This window comes from Bacillus sp. FSL P2-0099, assembly GCF_038007445.1.
Taxonomy (GTDB): Bacteria; Bacillota; Bacilli; order Bacillales; family Bacillaceae_G; genus Bacillus_A; species Bacillus_A mycoides.
In genome coordinates this window covers 3,605,632-3,625,677 of sequence record NZ_JBBOXE010000001.1, presented here as the reverse complement: position 1 = coordinate 3,625,677, position 20,046 = coordinate 3,605,632, and the positions used below count along the sequence as shown (strand labels likewise).

Genomic DNA, 20,046 nt, shown 5'->3' with positions numbered 1-20,046 from the left:
TTTGTGAAATGAAAAAATTGTGGTATACAAAAGTATAGTTGCTTTTTATATAGAAGGGATGGTAAAGATATATGCAAAATTTTGTATTTCGTAATCCGACAAAACTTATTTTTGGTAAAGGACAGTTAGAGCAGTTAAAAACGGAAATTCCACAGTTCGGTAAAAAAGTTCTTCTCGTGTATGGAGGAGGCAGCATTAAAAGAAATGGTATTTATGATAATGTGATTTCTATTTTAAAGGATATAAATGCGGAAGTATTTGAGTTGACAGGAGTTGAACCGAATCCTCGTTTATCAACAGTAAAGAAAGGGATTCAAATTTGTAAAGACAATGGAGTCGAATTTATTTTAGCGGTTGGCGGAGGAAGTGTAATCGACTGTACGAAGGCGATTGCTGCTGGTAGTAAATATGATGGAGATGTATGGGATATTGTAACGAAAAAATCATTTGCTAGCGAGGCGTTACCGTTCGGTACTGTACTCACTCTTGCGGCAACAGGTTCTGAAATGAATGCAGGATCTGTAATTACAAACTGGGAAACGAATGAAAAGTACGGCTGGGGCAGTCCAGTTACATTCCCTCAGTTTTCAATTTTAGATCCACTACATACTTCGTCTGTGCCGAGAGATCAAACGATTTATGGTATGGTCGATATTATGTCGCACGTATTAGAGCAATATTTCCATCACGGCATGAATACAGAGTTACAAGATCGTTATTGTGAATCTGTTTTAAGAACAGTAATTGAAACAGCTCCTAAGCTTTTAAGTGATCTAGAAAATTATGAGCATAGGGAAACAATTTTATATTGCGGTACTATGGCGTTAAACGGCATTTTAGCGATGGGAGTAAAAGGAGATTGGGCAACTCATAATATTGAGCATGCAGTTTCTGCTGTTCATGACATACCGCATGGGGGCGGACTCGCGATTCTATTCCCAAATTGGATGAAGCATGTTATAGATGAAAATGTGAGTCGCTTTAAACAGTTCGCTATTCGTGTATTCGATGTAGAAACAGATGGGAAGACAGATAAAGAGGTTGCATTAGAGGGAATTGAGGCGTTACGTCAATTTTGGACTTCAATTGAAGCTCCAGTAACATTAGCTGATTACGCTATTAGAGAAAGTGAAATTGACTTAATGGCGGATAAAGCGATGGCTTATGGTGAATTCGGTAACTTTAAAAAATTAAATAAAGATGATGTTCTTGCAATTTATAAAGCTTCTTTATAAGTGAAGCGAGAGAAGAAACCTATTTGATTGTTGTATCAAATAGGTTTCTTTTTTTTGTTTATAACCGATTTTGATTGATAGTGATTATTTTTGACTGTTTATGGTTGATTTTTGTGATCGTTTTCATTATACTGTAATCAAAGAAGAGGTGAATAAAATGTTAACTCCTGAACGTCATCAAATGATATTGCAACTTGTAAAAGAGCAGAAGGTTGTTAAATTACAACAATTAGTTGAAAGAACAGAAAGCTCTGAATCGACAATTCGTCGTGATTTAGCACAATTAGAAAAACAAAGGTTATTAAAAAGAGTTCATGGTGGTGCCTCTGTTTTAACAGGAAAAGGACAGGAGCCAACGATGATTGAAAAATCATCCAAAAACATTCAAATAAAACAACAAATTGCCAAGTATGCGGCTAGTATTGTTGAACAAGGGGATTGCGTTTATTTAGATGCAGGAAGTACAACATTTGAAATGATCCCATTTTTAATAAACAAAGATGTTACTGTCGTAACGAATGGACTTATGCATATTGAAGCTTTAGTTGAAAATAATATTCGTGCGTATTTACTAGGCGGGATGATGAAGAGTAGGACGAAAGCTTTAATTGGTGCTATGGCACAGGAAAGTATGCAAAAGTACCGTTTTGATAAATGTTTCTTAGGAGCAAATGGTGTACATGAACAGCTTGGTTTTACAACTCCAGATCCAGAAGAGGCACTTTTAAAACAAATGGCATTAACATTTGCGAACGAAGGATATTTCTTAATTGATGAAAGTAAGTTCTCAGAAGTTGCATTTGCGAAAATTGCTAATGTTGAAGAAGCGAATATTATTACAAACCATTTAGAAATTGATTTAGAAAAATATAAAAGACAAACCAATGTAATTGAGGCTGATAAACAATGATCTATACAGTTACTTTAAACCCATCTATTGATTATGTAGTACAAGTTAATTCCTTCGATTTAGGCGCAGTAAATCGAGCAGAGAAAGATATGAAATTTCCTGGAGGGAAAGGCATTAACGTTTCTCGTGTTCTTCATCGTTTAGGTGTTGAAAATGTAGCGCTTGGATTTACTGGTGGATTTACCGGTCGATTTATTAAAGATGTATTACAGGCGGAAGGTGTAACAACAAACTTCGTCCAAGTAGACGGTGATTCCCGAATTAATGTGAAAATAAAAGGGCAAGAAGAGACAGAATTAAATGGGCAAGGTCCTAATGTGACAAATGAACAATTTGAACAATTAATGAAACAAATCGAAAGTATGAGGCAGGGAGATTGTGTTGTACTAGCTGGAAGTGTACCGGCGTCTATCTCAACTACTTTTTATGAATCAATCGCAGCGCTCGGAGCTGAGAAAGGTATTCGCGTAGTAGTCGATGCAAGTGGAAATGCGCTGCAGCATGTAATTAAAAATAAACCATTTTTAATAAAGCCTAATCATCATGAACTTGGTGAGTTATTCGGAGTAGAGATTTCAACAGTAGAAGATGTTTTACCGTTTGGAAGAAAATTAGTTGAACAAGGTGTAGAGCATGTTATCGTATCAATGGCTGGAGATGGGGCTTTATTATTTACGGCACAAGGTATATATGAAGCAACTGTTCCAAAAGGTGTTGTAATTAATTCGGTTGGGGCCGGAGATTCTCTCGTTGCAGGATTTGTAGGTAAATATGAACAGAAAAAAGATATTGAAAAGGCATTTCAATATGGCGTTGCAACAGGGAGTGCAACAGCATTTTCAGCTGATTTATGTGAAAAAGAAAAAGTAGAAGAATTATTGTCGCAAGTAATTGTAACTAAGCGATAGGGGGAAGTAACATATGAAAATTACAGAACTATTAAAAAGGGATACAGTTATTATGAACTTGACAGCTTCAAATAAAGAAGCTGTCATAGATGAATTAGTTGAGAAATTAGACGGAGCAAATCGTTTAAATAGTAAAGCTGAATTTAAAGAATCTATTTTAAAGCGGGAGTCACAAAGTACAACTGGCATAGGGGAAGGGATTGCTATACCTCATGCGAAGACGAATGCCGTTAAACAACCATCGATTTGTTTTGGTAGAAGTGTAAGCGGTATCAACTATGAGTCGCTTGATGGACAGCCTACACATCTGTTTTTTATGATTGCTGCGAGTGAAGGGGCGAATAATACTCATTTAGAAACGTTATCTCGTCTCTCTACGTTATTGATGGATGAAGGGTTCCGCAAGCAATTATTAGAAGCAAAGGATGAGGATGAGCTTCTCCGTTTATTTGATGAAAAAGAGAATGAAAAAGAAGACGAAGAAGTTGAAGTAGCAAAGCCGGAAGGGAATGAGCCATACGTATTAGCTGTTACAGCTTGTCCGACTGGTATCGCTCACACATATATGGCTGCGGATAGTTTGAAAGCAAAAGCAGCAGAGTTAGGAATAGCGATTAAAGTTGAAACGAATGGATCAACAGGTGTAAAGAACGGTTTAACGAAAGAGGATATTGAACGCGCAACAGCGATTATCGTTGCGGCAGATAAACAGGTAGAAATGAACCGTTTCGCTGGGAAGTATGTCATTCAAGTGCCAGTAGCTGATGGTATTAGAAAAACTGAAGTCCTTCTTAATAGAGCTGTAAAACAAGATGCACCAATCTTTAAAGGTGTCAAAGAGAATGGGAAGGCAGAAAATGTAGAGAAAGAAAAAGGGCTAGGAATTTATAAGCATTTAATGAGCGGTGTAAGTAATATGCTTCCGTTCGTTGTTGGTGGCGGAATTTTAATTGCATTAGCATTTATGTTCGGTGGAATTAAGGCGGAAGGTCCTATTGCTGAAATATTAATGAATATTGGCGGTGGAGAAAAAGGAGCCTTTTTATTCCTTGTACCTATTTTAGCTGGATTTATTGCAAGTTCTATTGCTGATCGACCTGGTTTTATGCCTGGCGTTGTCGGTGGGTTTTTAGCAGCACAAGCGAATGCGGGATTTTTAGGTGGATTAATTGCTGGTTTCTTAGCTGGATATGTTGTTTTAGGATTGAAAAGATTATTTTCAGGATTACCAGTACAGTTAGAAGGAATTAAACCTGTTTTGTTATATCCAGTCTTTGGATTGTTGATTACAGGAGTTGTTATGCAAAAAGTAGTAAATCCGCCTGTAGTAGCATTAAATGAAATGTTAACAGGATGGTTAAATGGTTTGAGTGGTACGAATGCTATATTATTAGGACTTATTTTAGGCGGTATGATGGCAATTGATATGGGTGGTCCAATTAATAAAGCGGCATTTACATTTGGTATTGCTGCAATAGAAGCGCAGAATTTTGGAGTGCACTCAGCAGTTATGGCTGGTGGTATGGTACCGCCACTTGCGATTGCATTCGCAACCACATTCTTTAAAACAAAATTTACAGAAGCAGAACGTAAATCTGGTTTAACAAATTATATTATGGGAGCATCGTTTATTACAGAAGGTGCGATTCCATTTGCAGCTGCCGATCCGGTTCGAGTAATTGTAAGTTGTGTTGTTGGTTCAAGTATCGCGGGTGCCTTATCTATGTTATTCCAAATTACATTGCCGGCACCGCATGGTGGATTGTTTGTTATCGCATTAGTGAATAAACCGTTGCTATATATTGTTTCTATATTAATTGGGACGATTGTTTCAGCTATTATGATAGGTGTTTGGAAGAAGAAAGTTAAATAAAAGATAAAAAGGGACAGCTAATAGGAGTTGTTCCTTTTTCGTTACAAAAAGTAATTTAATAATTGGATTATGATGGATTTTGGTAAAAGATGTAATGAAAAGTGATTTTTTTGTAACAAAAAAGTAATACTGTAATTTTTTCTGGAAAAAAATTCTTATACTAATTTGTGAGAAATATATGAAAACTATTGCTAATTTTGGTAGAAATACAATTCTTTAATATGGAAATTTATGTTACAAATCATTAATCGTTTATTACGAATGCTTTGTAATTGTGTGATTTTCGAAATTCTACAAAAAACTGTTGCTATAATGAGAACACGAAAACAAAGCAAATGGAGGCTATTCATGAAAAAATTATTAGGTATAGCAACAGCAGCAGTTTTTGGTCTTGGGATTTTTGCAGGTTCTGCTAAAGCGGAAACGATTGTAACAACAGATGTATTAAACGTTAGAGAAAACCCAACTGTAGAATCAAAACTTGTAGGTAAAATGTTAAGTGGAAATAAATTAGATGTTATAAATACAGAAAACGGATGGTCCAAAATTAAATTAGATGGTAAAGAAGCTTTTGTAAGTGCTGAGTTTACGAAAAGTTCTTATTATGTAACAGCAAACGTATTAAACATTCGTGCTGGAGCGAATACTGATTCAGAAATTCTTGGCACGCTTAAAAAAGATGACTTGATTGAAACGACAAATCAAGTACAAAACGAATGGTTACAATTCGAATATGGCGGGAAAGCGGCGTATGTTCACATACCATTTTTAACAGGTACAGCACCTGTTATTGAAAGAAAAGAAGTTCCAGCTCAAGATGAAGCGCCAACTAAGGTGAAAACGGCGGTTAAAAATGATACATCAGTTAAGGAGAAAGCGCCGGCTAAAAATGATACGGCAGTTAATGGAAAAGAATCAGTTAAAAGTGGAGCATCAAGTAAACCAGTAGCGCAAGCGAAGCCGGCAACTAAGCCAGTGGCAAAATCTACTGAAACAAGTGAACCTGCTGGTCGTGAAATAACAGTAGAAGCGACAGCTTACACAGCTCACCCGAGTGAAAATGGCACATATGGTGGTCGTGTGTTAACTGCGATGGGGCATGATTTAACAGCGAATCCAAATATGAAAGTTATTGCTGTTGATCCGAAAGTAATTCCTCTTGGATCAAAAGTGTGGGTGGAAGGATATGGAGAAGCAATTGCTGGAGATACTGGTGGCGCGATTAAAGGAAATCGTATTGATGTTTTAGTTGGTTCAGATAGCACTGCTGATAGTTGGGGTCGTAAATCCGTTAAAGTGAAAGTTATAAAATAATTTATTAAAATAAAAAACGGCTGCTTGAAAATGTCTAAGCGGCCGTTTTTTTATATAAGAATTATTGAAAAGGGTAAATTGTTTTACCTGTAATAATTTTATACGCGGTGCAAAATTGAGTTTGCATATACTCTGTATTTTTATTTTCTGGATGTAATGTTGTTTCTTGAAGAGTAGAATGAAAGGAACGTAGTAAACAATTTAGTGCGAAGTATAATTCTTCTTGTGAACAATTTTGTTCTTTTGTAGCAGTAGCTAAAATAAGGTCTTTTATTAATAATGGAAAATCGATAGTCGCTTGTTTCATAGTCATTGCACCCTCTCCGAGCTATTTTTTATCATGTATATGCAGAATTGGACAAGCTATGCTCTTTTTTTGTGTAATTTCATGTACTGGATTCAAAGAACTTGCAATCATGCCGTTAAAATTGGTAAGATTGGGTATAATCAATAGATGGAGTATATTACATAAAGAGAGTTGAATGATATGGGAGAAGTGCAACGTGAAAAAGTTGCTGTCATCATTGGGCCAACTGCTGTCGGAAAGACGAAATTAAGTATCGATCTTGCAAAAGCGTTGAATGGTGAGATTATTAGTGGTGATTCCATGCAAATTTATCGTACGATGGATATCGGGACTGCAAAGGTGACGACAGATGAGATGGACGGAATTCCACATTATATGATTGATATAAAAGATCCGGAAGATTCATTTTCTGTGGCGGAATTTCAAGAAAGTGTCCGTAAGTGCATTCGAGAAATTACAGAGCGCGGGAAATTACCAATTATTGTTGGTGGAACCGGTCTCTATATACAATCTGTTCTATTCGATTACCAGTTTACAGATGAGGCTGGGGACGCTACATACCGAGAACAGATGGAAAAGTTAGCATTAGAACACGGTGTGGAATATGTACATAAAAAGTTGCAAGAAGTAGATCCAGAAAGTGCGGAGCGTATTCATGCCAATAATGTAAGGCGTGTTATTCGGGCGTTAGAAATTTTTCACACGACGGGTGAAAAAATGAGTAACCAGCTCGAAAAACAAGAAAATGAGTTACTGTACGATGTTTCATTAATTGGCTTGACAATGGATCGAGAAATGCTATACGATCGCATTAACTTACGTGTTAACCTAATGATTGAACAAGGTTTATTAGAAGAAGTAAAAGGTTTACATGAAAGAGGAGTGCGGGATTGTCAATCTATTCAAGCGATTGGTTATAAAGAGATATATGATTATTTTGAGAATCGTGTATCTTTAGAAGAAGCGGTATCACAATTAAAGACGAATTCACGCCGTTATGCAAAACGTCAATTAACGTGGTTCCGTAATAAGATGGATGTCACGTGGTTCGATGTTACTGATGGTGAAAAAACGTCAGAAATTTTACGATACATAGAAGGAAAGCTACAACTAAAGTCGAATAATAGTAAGTAGAGAAAAAGAGGAGGATTCGACATGAAGCAATCAATCAATATTCAAGATCAGTTTTTAAATCAACTCCGTAAAGAGAATACGTTCGTTACGCTGTACTTATTAAATGGTTTCCAGCTTCGTGGATTAATTAAAGGATTTGATAATTTTACAGTCCTGCTGGAAACAGAAGGTAAGCAACAGCTTATTTATAAACATGCAATTTCTACATTTGTACCACAAAAAAATGTTTCAATTGAATTAGAGTAGTAATGAATTATTGTACATAACAAAAAAAGAGCGAGTTTCTCGCTCTTTTTTTTATTTGTCATAAACAATAAATAGTGAAATTTAAGCGATTCTAAATACAGTAAGACGAATGTTAGTGTTTCCTGTTGCAGGGATCGTAATCTCGTTAAGAGTAGATTGGACAGAAATGTTTGCTCCGGCAGCTAATGTTTCGATTGTAGTAAATGAAAGTGAGTCGCCTATTAGATTTGAAGAGAAGTTGTCAGTAGCAACTGCTCCATTAATTGAAATTCCTACTCCAAGTGGAGCGCATCCTGGCGCAGTTGTAGAAATAGATACGCTAATTACATAAATACCAGCGTTAATAACAGTAACTGTATTTGTGCCGTTAAAGATAATATTGTTTACGTTAATTGCAGTACTAAAAATAAAGTTATTAAATTGGAGTACTGTTTGTTGGATGTTGTTTGTTACAACGATTGTTGCTACTGGGAAGCTAGGTCCAGTAGGTCCGGTAACTCCTATACCAGTAGCACCCGTTGGTCCTTGAACACCTTGAGGTCCGGTAGCGCCCGTGTTACCTTGAGCGCCTTGAGGTCCGGTAGCACCCGTGTTACCTTGAGCACCTTGAGGTCCAGTGGCACCTGTGTTACCTTGCGCACCTTGAGGTCCGGTAGCACCCGTGTTACCTTGAACACCTTGAGGTCCAGTGGCACCAGTAGCACCTGTGTTACCTTGAACACCTTGAGGTCCGGTAGCACCCGTGTTACCTTGAACACCTTGAGGTCCAGTAGGTCCAGGAGGCCCACCAGAAGGTCCAGTAGGTCCGGTAACTCCTATACCAGTAGCACCCGTGTTACCTTGAACGCCTTGAGGTCCAGTAGCACCTGTGTTACCTTGCGCACCTTGAGGTCCAGTGGCACCAGTAGTGCCCGTGTTACCTTGCGCACCTTGAGGTCCAGTGGCACCTGTATTACCTTGAGCACCTTGAGGTCCAGTGGAACCAGTAGCACCTGTGTTACCTTGCGCACCTTGAGGTCCGGTAGCCCCCGTGTTACCTTGCGCACCTTGAGGTCCAGTGGAACCAGTAGCGCCCGTGTTACCTTGAACGCCTTGAGGTCCAGTAGCACCTGTGTTACCTTGAGCACCTTGAGGTCCGGTAGCCCCCGTGTTACCTTGAATACCTTGAGGTCCGGTAGCCCCCGTGTTACCTTGAGCACCTTGAGGTCCGGTAGCCCCCGTGTTACCTTGAGCACCTTGAGGTCCAGTAGCACCCGTGTTACCTTGAATACCTTGAGGTCCGGTAGCCCCCGTGTTACCTTGAGGTCCAGTAGGTCCAGGAGGCCCACCAGAAGGTCCAGTAGGTCCGGTAACTCCTATACCAGTAGCCCCCGTGTTACCTTGCGCACCTTGAGGTCCGGTAGCCCCCGTGTTACCTTGAACGCCTTGAGGTCCAGTAGCACCGGTAGCACCTGTGTTACCTTGAACGCCTTGAGGTCCAGTAGCGCCCGTGTTACCTTGCACACCTTGAGGTCCAGTGGAGCCAGTAGCACCTGTGTTACCTTGAATACCTTGAGGTCCAGTAGCCCCTGTGTTACCTTGAGCGCCTTGAGGTCCAGTAGCCCCCGTGTTACCTTGCGCGCCTTGAGGTCCAGTGGAGCCAGTAGCACCTGTGTTACCTTGAATACCTTGAGGTCCAGTAGCACCTGTGTTACCTTGCGCGCCTTGAGGTCCAGTGGAACCAGTAGCCCCTGTGTTACCTTGAACGCCTTGAGGTCCAGTGGAACCGGTAGCACCTGTGTTACCTTGAACGCCTTGAGGTCCAGTAGCACCCGTGTTACCTTGCGCGCCTTGAGGTCCAGTGGAACCAGTGGCCCCCGTGTTACCTTGAGCACCTTGAGGTCCAGTGGAACCAGTAGCACCTGTGTTACCTTGAAGACCTTGAGGTCCAGTGGAACCGGTAGCACCTGTGTTACCTTGAACGCCTTGAGGTCCAGTAGCACCTGTGCGCCCGTGTTACCTCTAGGTCCGGTCGCACCAGTAGCGCCCGTGTTACCTCTAGGTCCGGTCGCACCAGTAGCGCCCGTGTTACCTCTAGGTCCGGTCGCACCAGTGGCGCCCGTGTTACCTCTAGGTCCGGTCGCACCAGTAGCGCCCGTGTTACCTCTAGGTCCGGTCGCACCAGTAGCACCTGTGTTACCTCTAGGTCCGGTCGCACCAGTAGCGCCCGTGTTACCTCTAGGTCCGGTCGCACCAGTAGCACCTGTGTTACCTCTAGGTCCGGTAGGTCCAGTAGGTCCTCTGCCGAACGAAGCTGAATTAACTAGAGTAGTTTGTAACTCTGCAATTAATTTAAGGAGTTCTTGGAGTGTACAAGGATCAATTCGGAATAACTTTGTAATGTAAAGTAAATAATTAATTAAAATTTGAAGTTCAACAAATACAGCACTTGCTACGAAGGTTGGATTTTTTAATATAGTTATTAAGTTTTTAATGATGGCTAATCCTTGTGCTTTCAGAGCGGAAGTAGTGTCTAGTGAACAGATGAATTTGCTTAGTAGGTGCAATGTATCTATTAGATTCTCAATGTTTTTGGGAGATGGATTGGCGAAAAGTTTAGGGATTATTTTTATTAAATCGTTAATGATTGCACGGAATGTTCTAATTTGCGCTTTAGTAATTGGAATCGTTGGGGTAGTTGGAATTCGTCCAGCGCTAGTTGGAAAGCATGGATTGGAGTATTTATTTTGATTGTCGTTAAAGCGAGACATTAAATCTCTCCTTTCTAATAAGAATGTGAACGAAACTCATCATAGTAGATGCAGAGAGTAGTTAAATGGTCATAGTGAAATGGATTCTTTCGAGAAAAAATAAAAAAAACGCCTTATTATAGGGCGTTTTTTTTATTTTCAGCATATTGATAATATCGCTTTAGTGAAATTTTTGATTTGAAGCCAACTAATTTTATGATTTCTGGCTCTGGGGTTTGTTTTTTTATTAGGCGTAAAATAAACGTGTTCCGGAAATGTTGTCCAGAAATGCCTTTACGTAAATTGGCTCTTGCTACTTCAAGTCGGATCATTTTTTGGATAGCGATTTCTGTTAGTGCTTTTGGTGCATCGTTTTCGTATACCCATCTGTATGTTCCGCGGTTAAAATCGAATGCAACAAACAACGGGTCATTACTATGGTATTTAGGACGAACTGGTTCTGGAATACTTTTATAATATGTGTACAGTTGTTTTTTGTCTTCGATTGCTAATGTGATTGTTCTTTCTACTCCTGCGGTTGCTGGAATAGAAAGTGTATTAGTTTCAAAATGAACGTGATGCATAGTTAATGCTGTAAGCTCTTGTAAGGATAGTCCGTAGTCGATTAATATACTTAAAATGGCGATATTACGATCCATTAATAACGGACGAACGGGACGTTGTTTTTCTGAAAGTCCTTCTAATGAAGTGACTATATGCTTTAATCTTTTTTCTTCATCGGATGAAATGAAATCTTCATTACGCAATGCACGGTTTGGTTGAATAGTAATTTCCATATCATTCAATGGATTTGGAATGTTAAGAAAATGATGCATTCTATTTAATACAATAAATACACGATGCATTGTTTTCTCAGAGTAGTGTCGATTCTTTTTTAAGTCTGAAAAGTAATCTTCATAGTCTTTTGTACAAAGTGTTGCCCATATATTACTGGAAGGGAGCTTTTTGTTTTTTTCTAACCAATGTCCAAAATCTTCAATGTCATAAACATAACGTTTAATGGTTGAAGACTTTCGGCCTTTATTCAATAAAAAAATAGAAAAGGCTTGTATTGTATCATGGAATTCCGTTGTTTCCATAGTCCCACCACCTTGATTATTTCTTATATTATAGCAAACTTTTCTGAAAATAGGCATTTGCAAGAGGGACTGGAATAATAATATTTGGTGAGTGGATAAAATGAGGTGATTGTATGGAACAATCGATGCGTAAGAAAAATAACAATCAAATTAATATTGTATTAAACCATCGAAAGAAAATTTCGTTACCGGCATCAGAAAATAAAACGGTAATTTCAAGTGAAACCACTACTAAACATGAGATGTTGCAGAGAATTGAAGAAGAGATGGGAAAGCTTGTTGGGATGGATGAAATAAAAAAGATAATAAAAGAAATTTATGCTTGGATTTATGTAAATAAAAAAAGACAAGAGATGGGGTTGAAATCTGAGAAGCAAGTGCTTCACATGTTATTTAGGGGGAATCCCGGTACTGGGAAGACAACCGTTGCTAGAATGATAGGGAAATTGTTGTTTGAGATGAATATTTTATCGAAGGGGCATTTAGTTGAAGCAGAACGTGCTGATCTTGTGGGGGAGTATATCGGTCATACAGCGCAAAAGACGAGAGATTTAATAAAAAAGGCCATGGGAGGTATTTTGTTTATTGATGAGGCGTATTCTTTAGCGCGGGGGGGAGAGAAGGATTTTGGGAAGGAAGCTATTGATACACTTGTGAAGCATATGGAAGATAAGCAGCACGGTTTTGTATTAATTTTAGCTGGATATTCAAGAGAGATGAATCATTTTCTTTCATTAAATCCAGGGTTACAATCTCGTTTTCCATTTATTATTGAATTTGCGGATTACTCGGTAAATCAGCTGTTGGAAATTGGAAAGAGAATGTATGATGAGCGTGAATATCAGTTATCTAAAGAAGCGGAGTGGAAATTTCGAGATCATTTACATGCGGTAAAGTATTCGTCGCAAATTACATCGTTTAGTAATGGGCGATACGTACGGAATATTGTTGAAAAATCGATTCGTACACAAGCTATGCGATTGTTACAAGAGGATACGTATGATAAATATGATTTAATTGGGATATCAAGTATGGATTTAATGCTTGAAGAGGAGACGCACAGTACGTAAACTGTGCGTCTGTTTTTATGCATAAGTTCGTTTACTCTTTTTTTGCTTTTTCTTGGTGAGTTTTATGAAGACGTTCCATTTTAGCGCTCTTTTCGTGCGCTGAATTTGGATCATGTCCAAATTGGTTTACTGAGCTTTTTTGAGCTCCTTTATTAACATGGTTTGTCATTTGCATTCACCTCGCTTTAAAAATTAGTATAAACATTATGTAAAGAAAAACTCGTTAGAAAAGAAAAACCTCTTTACGATATGTAAAGAGGTTAGATTGCTATTTATGCATTGAGCGCTCCTTTGTATCGATGCGTCTATGCGGTAAATGCCATTTGTAATGAATAGAAACCATGCGGAAGCAAACAATTAAAATGAATAAGGTGTATAGAGCCCAATCGCTAACGATGACTTTAGCGCCAATCAAAAAACCGGCTAAAATCGTCCAAAACGCATATACATCAGCTCGAAGGACGAGAGGTTTTCTACGTGCTAAAAGATCACGAATAATACCGCCGCCAATGCCAGTTAAAACAGCAGCTACAATTGTAGCACTAATTGGTAAATTTAATTTTTGGGCGTATAGAGCTCCTTGTACGGCGAACGCTGATAAGCCGATGGCATCTGTGATGTTTTCCCACTTTTTCCAATGCTTAATTAATTTATTAGGAAAAAGAAAAATGATCGTCATTGATAATAGTGCGATTTGGAATAACATGTCTTGTTGCCAAAACGCGACGATTGGATAACCGATTAATAAATTACGAAGGGCACCTCCCCCAAATGCGGTTGCCATTCCTAAAATATATACCCCGAAAATATCATAATCCTCTTCCATTGCAACAATTGCTCCGCTTAGTGCGAAAGCGATTGTGCCTATGATGCTAAAAATCTCCCATGCCATGAATTTTCTCCCCCGCTAACTAGATGAAATGTGCTTCCTCTGCTATTATATTAGAAGGTTTAAATTTCGAAAAGGATGAGTGAACATATTTGATGGAAGAAAAAGAAAAAATCATATTAGTTGGCTGTCAATTGCCACAAGATGATGATGAAAAATTTATGCATTCCATGAAAGAGCTTGCATCGCTAGCGAAAACTGCGCGAGCGGAAGTGTTAGTATCAACGACGCAAAAGCGCCCGAAGTTTCATCCGGCGACTTATATAGGAAAAGGTAAACTAGAAGAGCTTGCAGCGTTGACGGAAGAATTAGAACCAGCTGTTATTGTTTTTAATAATGAGTTAACACCAAGTCAAATTCGGAATTTATCTTCAGTATTAGATGCGAGAGTGATTGACCGAACGCAGTTAATACTAGATATTTTTGCGCAACGTGCGAAATCGAGAGAGGGTAAGCTTCAAGTAGAATTAGCTCAATTGCAATATACAATGCCGCGCCTTATGGGACAAGGTCTTGCTTTATCACGTCTTGGTGGTGGAATTGGTACAAGGGGACCAGGAGAGACGAAGCTTGAGACAGATCGTCGTCATATTCGATCTCGTATTGATGAAATAAAGAGACAACTTGCGGTTGTTGTGGAGCATCGAAAGAGATATCGTGAGAGAAGAAAAGATAATAAAGTGTTTCAAGTTGCGTTAATTGGGTATACAAATGCAGGGAAATCTACGTTGTTTAATAGATTAACGGAAGCTGATACGTTTGAAGAAAACTTATTGTTTGCAACGCTAGATCCGACGACAAGAAAGATGCCGTTACCTTCTGGTTATACAGTGCTTTTGACTGATACGGTTGGTTTTATACAAGATTTACCTACGTCACTAATTGCTGCTTTTCGATCTACGTTAGAAGAAGCTGGGGAAGCGGATGTTATTTTACATGTTGTTGATTCTGCAGATCCTAATTATGTAGGGCATGAGCAGACAGTAAAACAATTATTGTCGGACCTTGAAATTAATCGTATTCCTATTATTACGTTATATAATAAAAAAGATAAATTGCATCAAAACTTCATTCCATTTCCGAAAAGTGATTTCTTAATGACTAGTGCTTTTGAAGAAAGTGATTTATTGCGTATAAAAGAAGCGCTAGAAACGAAGATGAAGGAAGAAATGGATGATTATCAAGTGGAAATCCCTCCGAGTGAAGGTAGGTTATTAACGCTTTTAAAGACAGAAACAATATTAACTAAAATGGAGTTTCTAGAAGATAAATTTGTATATGATTGTACAGGGTATATATTTGCTCATTCATCACTTAAGGGGCAATTAAAGAGATTTTTAGTGGAAGAAGGAGAAAATAATGTTTGATCGTTTGAAAAATGGAGAAAAAATTGCTCCAATCGTAAAAGAAGTAGAAAGTCAAATTATAGAAGTACATAAACATGTGGATGAAGTGATTGAGAGTAACCAATTTCGTGTATTAGAAAGTTTTCGTAAACACAAAATTAGCGATTCGCATTTTATTCCGACGACAGGTTATGGTTATGATGATATTGGTCGTGACACGTTAGAAAAAGTGTATGCTGATGTATTTGGGGCAGAAGCGGGTCTTGTTCGTCCGCAAATTATTTCAGGTACTCACGCAATTTCGACAGCTCTATTCGGTATTTTACGTCCAGGAGATGAACTGCTATACATAACAGGAAAACCATATGATACGTTAGAAGAAATCGTTGGTGTACGCGGAAAAGGTGTAGGCTCATTTAAAGAATATAATATTGGTTATAACGCAGTTCCGTTAACTGAAGAGGGGTTTGTGGACTTTGAAGCTGTTGCAGCTGCGATCCATAGTAATACGAAGATGATTGGTATTCAGCGTTCAAAAGGATATGCTACTCGTCCGTCGTTTACTGTTTCACAAATTAAAGAGATGATTGCGTTTGTGAAAGAGATTAAACCTGATGTTGTTGTATTTGTAGATAACTGCTATGGCGAATTTATTGAAGAAGAAGAGCCATGTCATGTTGGTGCGGACTTAATGGCAGGCTCTCTTATTAAGAATCCTGGCGGTGGAATTGTTAAAACTGGTGGTTACATTGTTGGTAAAGAGCAGTATGTTGAAGCGTGTGCATATCGTCTAACATCTCCAGGAATCGGTGCGGAAGCAGGGGCATCTTTATACAGTTTGCAAGAAATGTATCAAGGTTTCTTCTTAGCGCCGCATGTAGCGGGACAAGCGCTAAAAGGTGCGATTTTTACAGCTGCATTTTTAGGAAAGTTAGGGATGAATACATCACCAGCTTGGAATGCACCAAGAACAGATTTAATTCAGTCTGTTCAATTTGATGATAAAGATCGTATGATTGCGTTCTGTCAAGCGATTCAATATGCATCTCCAATTAATTCTCATTTCACTCCATATGCAAACTATATGCCGGGTTATGAAGATGATGTAATTATGGCTGCGGGGACGTTTATTCAAGGTGCAAGTATTGAGCTGTCGGCTGATGGTCCGATTCGTCCGCCTTATGTTGCTTACGTGCAAGGTGGGTTAACTTATTCGCATGTAAAGATTGCTATTTGTTCTGCGATTGATGCGTTAATTGAAAAAAAACTATTAACAATTTCTTAAAGGAAAGCTGTCGATTTCGGCAGCTTTTTTCGTGTGAAAGTAATGATTTGTGCCATTAGAAAAAAAATGAAAAAATTCACAAAAAAATCATGTAAGAAAATCTAACATCTATTGACACTAAACATAACATGGTATAAAATGAGAAACAGTTAAGGCGAAGGAGGAACTGAAACAATGAAAGAAGATAGACGTTCTGCTCCGCTGTTTCCAATTGGTATTGTAATGGATTTAACACAATTATCTGCACGTCAAATTCGCTACTATGAAGAGCATAATCTTATTTTTCCAACCCGTACAAAAGGGAATCGTAGATTATTTTCATTTAACGATGTAGATAAATTGTTGGAAATTAAAGATTTGTTAGATCAAGGCTTAAATATGGCCGGAATTAAACAAGTATTGCAAATGAAAGAAAATCAAACAGAAGCAGTGAAAGTAAAAGAAGAAACGAAAGAAATTTCAAAATCCGAGCTTCGCAAAATTCTTCGAGATGAACTACAACATACAGGTAGATTTAATCGGACCTCATTGCGACAAGGTGACATTTCAAGGTTTTTTCACTAAAGATAACTGATTCTGAAGGTGTTTAGAGGGACTAAGGAGGAATTTATAATGGCTAGGTACACAAAAGAAGATATTTTCCGTTTGGCGAAAGAAGAGAATGTAAAGTATATCCGTCTGCAATTTACGGACCTTTTAGGGGTAATTAAAAACGTAGAAATTCCAGTGAGCCAATTAACAAAAGCTCTTGATAACAAAATGATGTTTGATGGATCTTCTATTGAAGGTTTCGTACGTATTGAAGAATCTGATATGTATTTATATCCGGATTTAGATACTTGGGTAATTTTCCCTTGGACAGCTGAAAAAGGTAAAGTAGCTCGTTTAATCTGTGATATTTACAATGCTGATGGTACTCCGTTTGATGGCGACCCACGTAACAACTTAAAGCGTGTGTTAAAAGAAATGGAAGCATTAGGATTCTCAGATTTCAATCTTGGACCAGAGCCAGAATTCTTCCTATTTAAAGTTGATGAAAAAGGAAATCCAACATTAGAATTAAACGATAACGGTGGATACTTCGACCTTGCGCCGATGGATCTAGGGGAAAACTGTCGTCGTGATATCGTTCTTGAACTTGAAGAAATGGGCTTTGAAATTGAAGCATCTCACCATGAGGTTGCGCCAGGTCAACATGAAATTGACTTTAAATATGCAAATGCAATTCGCTCATGTGATGACATTCAAACATTCAAGCTTGTTGTAAGAACGATTGCTCGTAAACATGGTTTACACGCAACATTTATGCCGAAACCATTATACGGTGTGAACGGTTCAGGTATGCACTGTAACTTATCATTATTTAAAAATGGTGAGAACGTATTCTTCGATCAAAACGGTGATTTACAATTAAGTGACGATGCTCGTCACTTCATCGCAGGTATTTTAAAACACGCACCAGCATTTACAGCGGTAGCAAACCCAACTGTAAACTCTTACAAGCGTTTAGTACCTGGATATGAAGCACCTTGTTACGTAGCATGGTCTGCACAAAACCGTAGCCCATTAGTACGTATCCCTGCATCTCGCGGTATCAGTACACGCGTAGAAGTACGTAGTGTTGATCCAGCTGCAAACCCGTATTTAGTAATGGCTACATTATTAGCAGCAGGTCTTGATGGAATTAAAAACAAATTAACTCCGCCAGCTGCAGTAGATCGTAACATCTACGTAATGACAAAAGAAGAGCGCGAAGAAGCAGGTATCGTTGACTTACCAGCAACATTAGCGCAAGCGTTAGTTACTTTACAATCTAATGAAATCGTATGTGGCGCATTAGGTGATCATTTACTTGAGCACTTCATCGAAGCGAAAGAGATTGAGTGGGACATCTTCCGCACGCAAGTTCACCAATGGGAACGCGATCAATATATGTCTCTATACTAAGAGAGAAAAAAGCCCTAATACTACGGTATTAGGGCTTTTTCGTCATTTATCTACAGTGGAAAAACACGAATATTGTCACATTTTTTTTAGTGTCATCAGGAAGTAATTTAGTGAAAATAATTTGTGTTGACTCGTTCTGTATAAAGAACTAAAATGGCATTAACTAGAAATGTTTGTATATTAAAAAGAATAAAAATATTGTTTTTTTCTTAAGTTTTCGATGCCAATTTCAAGTTGAAGCTCATTGGTTTTAAATGAGGAGGGAAGTTATGGATAAGGAAATAAATTTGAAAAATCTATTTACTATTATACGGAAAAGAATTTGGATCATTCTATTATTTACAACTCTCACAACAGTAGCAGGAGCGATGTATACTATATATGTGAAAACACCATTATATGCCTCTTCAGCAAGGGTTATTGTTCAAGCTAATGCTGAAACGATGAATACATTGAAAGCGATGGTAAATGAGCCTGTAATATTAGAAAAAGTGGCTGCTGAATTGAATATTAACAGATCTGCAGGTGCATTAAGTGGACAAATAAGTACAGAAAGTGTGCAAGGGTCCCAGATTATGAGAATAAATGTAGTGGATATAGATCCTGTGCTTGCTCATAAAATTGCAAATACTACAGCCGCTGTTTATAAGAAAGAAGTAGCGAATATACTGAATTTTAATAATGTGAGTATATTACCAGAAGACCCAGTTCAAAAAAAATCTATGCCTATAAATATAAATCACTTTAAGACGATACTAATTGCATTCTCTATAGGTATGGTGCTCAGTATTGGATTCATTTTTTTATTGGATTCACTTGATGAGAGAATCAAATCGGAACGGCGAATTGAACAATTGTTAGATGTCCCTGTTTTGGGCGGAATATCTAAAATGAATAGAAAAAATGTGAAAGACAAATTCAGTAAAAAAAATACGGTATTATTGGGGGAGGGAACGGAGTGGCTTACAAAAATAGACGAAAAACAAATAAAGTTAAAGGAGAAAGTATAATTGTACATACCGCTCCAAGATCGAAAATTTCGGAGCAGTATCGTTCGCTTCGAACAAACCTTCAATTATCTTCATCTATTCATAAAAGCAGAACTATAGTTATTACTTCTCCGAGGTATGGTGAAGGAAAATCAACGATTACAGTTAATTTAGCAGTCTCAATAGCACAAAAAGGTGAAAAAGTATTGGTAATAGATGCAAATTTACGAACACCAACGATTCATGAAATGTTTGGATTAGAAAATACAATTGGATTAATTGATATATTGAACGGAAAAACAACTTTAGAGGGCGCCGTGAAAAAAACAGAGATGGAAAGTCTGGATGTATTAACTAGCGGACCGGTACCATTCAATCCATCCGAAGTACTTAGTTCGAGTGCAATGGATATGTTAGTTCAAAAGGCAATGGAACGATATGATACTATATTATTTGATTCTTCTCCTGTACTAGAAGTAACAGATACAAGTGTATTGGCTGATAAGTGTGAAGGTGTATTATTGGTGATCCGTTATAATCGTACTGTGAATGAAGATGCGCTTGAAACGAAAAGGGCGTTAAGTTTTACGAAAAGTAGGATATTAGGTGCGATTTTGAATGGGAAAGTATAAATAACATAAATGTACTTTAGAAAAATAAATTTAATATCCTTATATCAAGATGTTCTTTATAAAGAATTTTTTAAAGGGATAAGATGTGGTGATGTCTCCTTACCGCTATCAACGGAGGCACTCGATTATGCT

General features: G+C 38.1%; 18 protein-coding genes and 1 pseudogene. 14 read left to right on the top strand and 5 right to left on the bottom strand.

Annotated features, from left to right (window positions below; all coding sequences use genetic code 11):
• Positions 1 to 71 precede the first annotated feature (71 nt).
• From MKY90_RS18635 to MKY90_RS18615, 5 genes are all read left to right on the top strand, one after another.
• Positions 72 to 1,235 (top strand): iron-containing alcohol dehydrogenase, encoded by a 1,164-nt coding sequence (locus tag MKY90_RS18635; protein ID WP_002128630.1) that lies wholly within the window; start codon positions 72 to 74, stop codon positions 1,233 to 1,235.
• Between the two features lie 157 nt (positions 1,236 to 1,392).
• On the top strand, positions 1,393 to 2,145 hold the full coding sequence (locus MKY90_RS18630) for a DeoR/GlpR family DNA-binding transcription regulator (RefSeq protein WP_002128628.1): 753 nt from the start codon (positions 1,393 to 1,395) through the stop codon (positions 2,143 to 2,145).
• The gene (pfkB, locus tag MKY90_RS18625; protein WP_098168929.1) at positions 2,142 to 3,053 is read left to right on the top strand and encodes a 1-phosphofructokinase; all 912 of its coding nucleotides are present in this window, start codon (positions 2,142 to 2,144) and stop codon (positions 3,051 to 3,053) included. The genes MKY90_RS18630 and pfkB overlap by 4 nt, the downstream gene beginning before the upstream one ends.
• Before the next feature lie 13 nt (positions 3,054 to 3,066).
• Positions 3,067 to 4,926: a PTS fructose transporter subunit IIABC gene (locus tag MKY90_RS18620; RefSeq protein WP_098168928.1), complete on the top strand. Its 1,860-nt coding sequence runs from the start codon at positions 3,067 to 3,069 to the stop codon at positions 4,924 to 4,926.
• 348 nt (positions 4,927 to 5,274) lie between these two features.
• Positions 5,275 to 6,240 carry a 3D domain-containing protein gene (locus MKY90_RS18615; RefSeq protein WP_002014694.1) on the top strand — a complete coding sequence of 322 codons (966 nt, stop codon included), beginning with the start codon at positions 5,275 to 5,277 and terminating at the stop codon, positions 6,238 to 6,240.
• A 61-nt stretch (positions 6,241 to 6,301) separates the two neighbouring features.
• Here MKY90_RS18615 and MKY90_RS18610 read toward each other — a convergent pair whose 3' ends face one another.
• Positions 6,302 to 6,547 carry a hypothetical protein gene (locus MKY90_RS18610; protein WP_002014695.1) on the bottom strand — a complete coding sequence of 82 codons (246 nt, stop codon included), beginning with the start codon at positions 6,545 to 6,547 and terminating at the stop codon, positions 6,302 to 6,304.
• Between the two features lie 180 nt (positions 6,548 to 6,727).
• Here MKY90_RS18610 and miaA point away from each other — a divergent pair, with 180 nt between their 5' ends.
• A complete protein-coding gene (miaA, locus tag MKY90_RS18605; protein ID WP_002185122.1) occupies positions 6,728 to 7,681 on the top strand; it encodes a tRNA (adenosine(37)-N6)-dimethylallyltransferase MiaA in 954 nt (317 codons plus the stop codon).
• A 21-nt stretch (positions 7,682 to 7,702) separates the two neighbouring features.
• Positions 7,703 to 7,927 (top strand): RNA chaperone Hfq, encoded by a 225-nt coding sequence (hfq, locus tag MKY90_RS18600; protein WP_000813896.1) that lies wholly within the window; start codon positions 7,703 to 7,705, stop codon positions 7,925 to 7,927.
• A gap of 81 nt (positions 7,928 to 8,008) precedes the next feature.
• Here the strand turns inward: hfq and MKY90_RS18595 are convergent.
• Both MKY90_RS18595 and MKY90_RS18590 read right to left on the bottom strand, forming a co-directional pair.
• Positions 8,009 to 10,677: pseudogene (locus MKY90_RS18595) on the bottom strand (Gly-Xaa-Xaa repeat protein).
• 116 nt (positions 10,678 to 10,793) lie between these two features.
• Positions 10,794 to 11,756, bottom strand: coding sequence for a tyrosine-type recombinase/integrase (locus tag MKY90_RS18590; protein ID WP_002128613.1), 963 nt, complete (start codon positions 11,754 to 11,756; stop codon positions 10,794 to 10,796).
• 113 nt (positions 11,757 to 11,869) lie between these two features.
• Between MKY90_RS18590 and spoVK the strand changes: the two genes are divergently transcribed.
• Positions 11,870 to 12,826 carry a stage V sporulation protein K gene (gene spoVK / locus MKY90_RS18585; RefSeq protein ID WP_098167666.1) on the top strand — a complete coding sequence of 319 codons (957 nt, stop codon included), beginning with the start codon at positions 11,870 to 11,872 and terminating at the stop codon, positions 12,824 to 12,826.
• Positions 12,827 to 12,857: 31 nt separating this feature from the next.
• Here the strand turns inward: spoVK and MKY90_RS18580 are convergent, their stop codons facing one another.
• On the bottom strand, positions 12,858 to 12,995 hold the full coding sequence (locus MKY90_RS18580; protein WP_002087943.1) for a hypothetical protein: 138 nt from the start codon (positions 12,993 to 12,995) through the stop codon (positions 12,858 to 12,860).
• A 99-nt stretch (positions 12,996 to 13,094) separates the two neighbouring features.
• Complete coding sequence (locus MKY90_RS18575; protein WP_002014478.1) at positions 13,095 to 13,718, bottom strand: trimeric intracellular cation channel family protein; 624 nt, start codon at positions 13,716 to 13,718, stop codon at positions 13,095 to 13,097.
• A gap of 92 nt (positions 13,719 to 13,810) precedes the next feature.
• Between MKY90_RS18575 and hflX the strand changes: the two genes are divergently transcribed.
• The 6 genes from hflX (at position 13,811) to MKY90_RS18545 (ending at position 19,914) form a co-directional block, all read left to right on the top strand.
• Positions 13,811 to 15,082: a GTPase HflX gene (gene hflX, locus MKY90_RS18570; RefSeq protein ID WP_002069969.1), complete on the top strand. Its 1,272-nt coding sequence runs from the start codon at positions 13,811 to 13,813 to the stop codon at positions 15,080 to 15,082.
• A complete protein-coding gene (locus tag MKY90_RS18565; RefSeq protein ID WP_002128611.1) occupies positions 15,075 to 16,346 on the top strand; it encodes a methionine gamma-lyase family protein in 1,272 nt (423 codons plus the stop codon). Before hflX ends, MKY90_RS18565 begins: the two co-directional genes overlap by 8 nt.
• 174 nt (positions 16,347 to 16,520) lie before the next feature.
• Positions 16,521 to 16,910, top strand: coding sequence for a transcriptional repressor GlnR (gene glnR / locus MKY90_RS18560; protein ID WP_002014475.1), 390 nt, complete (start codon positions 16,521 to 16,523; stop codon positions 16,908 to 16,910).
• A gap of 48 nt (positions 16,911 to 16,958) precedes the next feature.
• Positions 16,959 to 18,293: a type I glutamate--ammonia ligase gene (glnA, locus tag MKY90_RS18555; RefSeq protein WP_002014472.1), complete on the top strand. Its 1,335-nt coding sequence runs from the start codon at positions 16,959 to 16,961 to the stop codon at positions 18,291 to 18,293.
• Positions 18,294 to 18,562: 269 nt separating this feature from the next.
• Positions 18,563 to 19,303, top strand: a complete 741-nt coding sequence (locus tag MKY90_RS18550) for a YveK family protein (protein WP_002137825.1) — start codon at positions 18,563 to 18,565, stop codon at positions 19,301 to 19,303.
• Positions 19,252 to 19,914, top strand: a complete 663-nt coding sequence (locus tag MKY90_RS18545) for a CpsD/CapB family tyrosine-protein kinase (protein ID WP_098167667.1) — start codon at positions 19,252 to 19,254, stop codon at positions 19,912 to 19,914. Before MKY90_RS18550 ends, MKY90_RS18545 begins: the two co-directional genes overlap by 52 nt.
• Positions 19,915 to 20,046: the final 132 nt, after the last annotated feature.

What these genes read in the sequence shown, in the direction of transcription:
- MKY90_RS18635 (WP_002128630.1), top strand. Translation starts at nt 72, where the DNA reads ATGCAAAATTTTGTATTTCGTAATCCGACAAAACTTATTTTTGGTAAA.
- MKY90_RS18630 (WP_002128628.1), top strand. Translation starts at nt 1,393, where the DNA reads ATGTTAACTCCTGAACGTCATCAAATGATATTGCAACTTGTAAAAGAG.
- pfkB (WP_098168929.1), top strand. Translation starts at nt 2,142, where the DNA reads ATGATCTATACAGTTACTTTAAACCCATCTATTGATTATGTAGTACAA.
- MKY90_RS18620 (WP_098168928.1), top strand. Translation starts at nt 3,067, where the DNA reads ATGAAAATTACAGAACTATTAAAAAGGGATACAGTTATTATGAACTTG.
- MKY90_RS18615 (WP_002014694.1), top strand. Translation starts at nt 5,275, where the DNA reads ATGAAAAAATTATTAGGTATAGCAACAGCAGCAGTTTTTGGTCTTGGG.
- MKY90_RS18610 (WP_002014695.1), bottom strand. Translation starts at nt 6,547, where the DNA reads ATGAAACAAGCGACTATCGATTTTCCATTATTAATAAAAGACCTTATT.
- miaA (WP_002185122.1), top strand. Translation starts at nt 6,728, where the DNA reads ATGGGAGAAGTGCAACGTGAAAAAGTTGCTGTCATCATTGGGCCAACT.
- hfq (WP_000813896.1), top strand. Translation starts at nt 7,703, where the DNA reads ATGAAGCAATCAATCAATATTCAAGATCAGTTTTTAAATCAACTCCGT.
- MKY90_RS18590 (WP_002128613.1), bottom strand. Translation starts at nt 11,756, where the DNA reads ATGGAAACAACGGAATTCCATGATACAATACAAGCCTTTTCTATTTTT.
- spoVK (WP_098167666.1), top strand. Translation starts at nt 11,870, where the DNA reads ATGGAACAATCGATGCGTAAGAAAAATAACAATCAAATTAATATTGTA.
- MKY90_RS18580 (WP_002087943.1), bottom strand. Translation starts at nt 12,995, where the DNA reads ATGACAAACCATGTTAATAAAGGAGCTCAAAAAAGCTCAGTAAACCAA.
- MKY90_RS18575 (WP_002014478.1), bottom strand. Translation starts at nt 13,718, where the DNA reads ATGGCATGGGAGATTTTTAGCATCATAGGCACAATCGCTTTCGCACTA.
- hflX (WP_002069969.1), top strand. Translation starts at nt 13,811, where the DNA reads ATGGAAGAAAAAGAAAAAATCATATTAGTTGGCTGTCAATTGCCACAA.
- MKY90_RS18565 (WP_002128611.1), top strand. Translation starts at nt 15,075, where the DNA reads ATGTTTGATCGTTTGAAAAATGGAGAAAAAATTGCTCCAATCGTAAAA.
- glnR (WP_002014475.1), top strand. Translation starts at nt 16,521, where the DNA reads ATGAAAGAAGATAGACGTTCTGCTCCGCTGTTTCCAATTGGTATTGTA.
- glnA (WP_002014472.1), top strand. Translation starts at nt 16,959, where the DNA reads ATGGCTAGGTACACAAAAGAAGATATTTTCCGTTTGGCGAAAGAAGAG.
- MKY90_RS18550 (WP_002137825.1), top strand. Translation starts at nt 18,563, where the DNA reads ATGGATAAGGAAATAAATTTGAAAAATCTATTTACTATTATACGGAAA.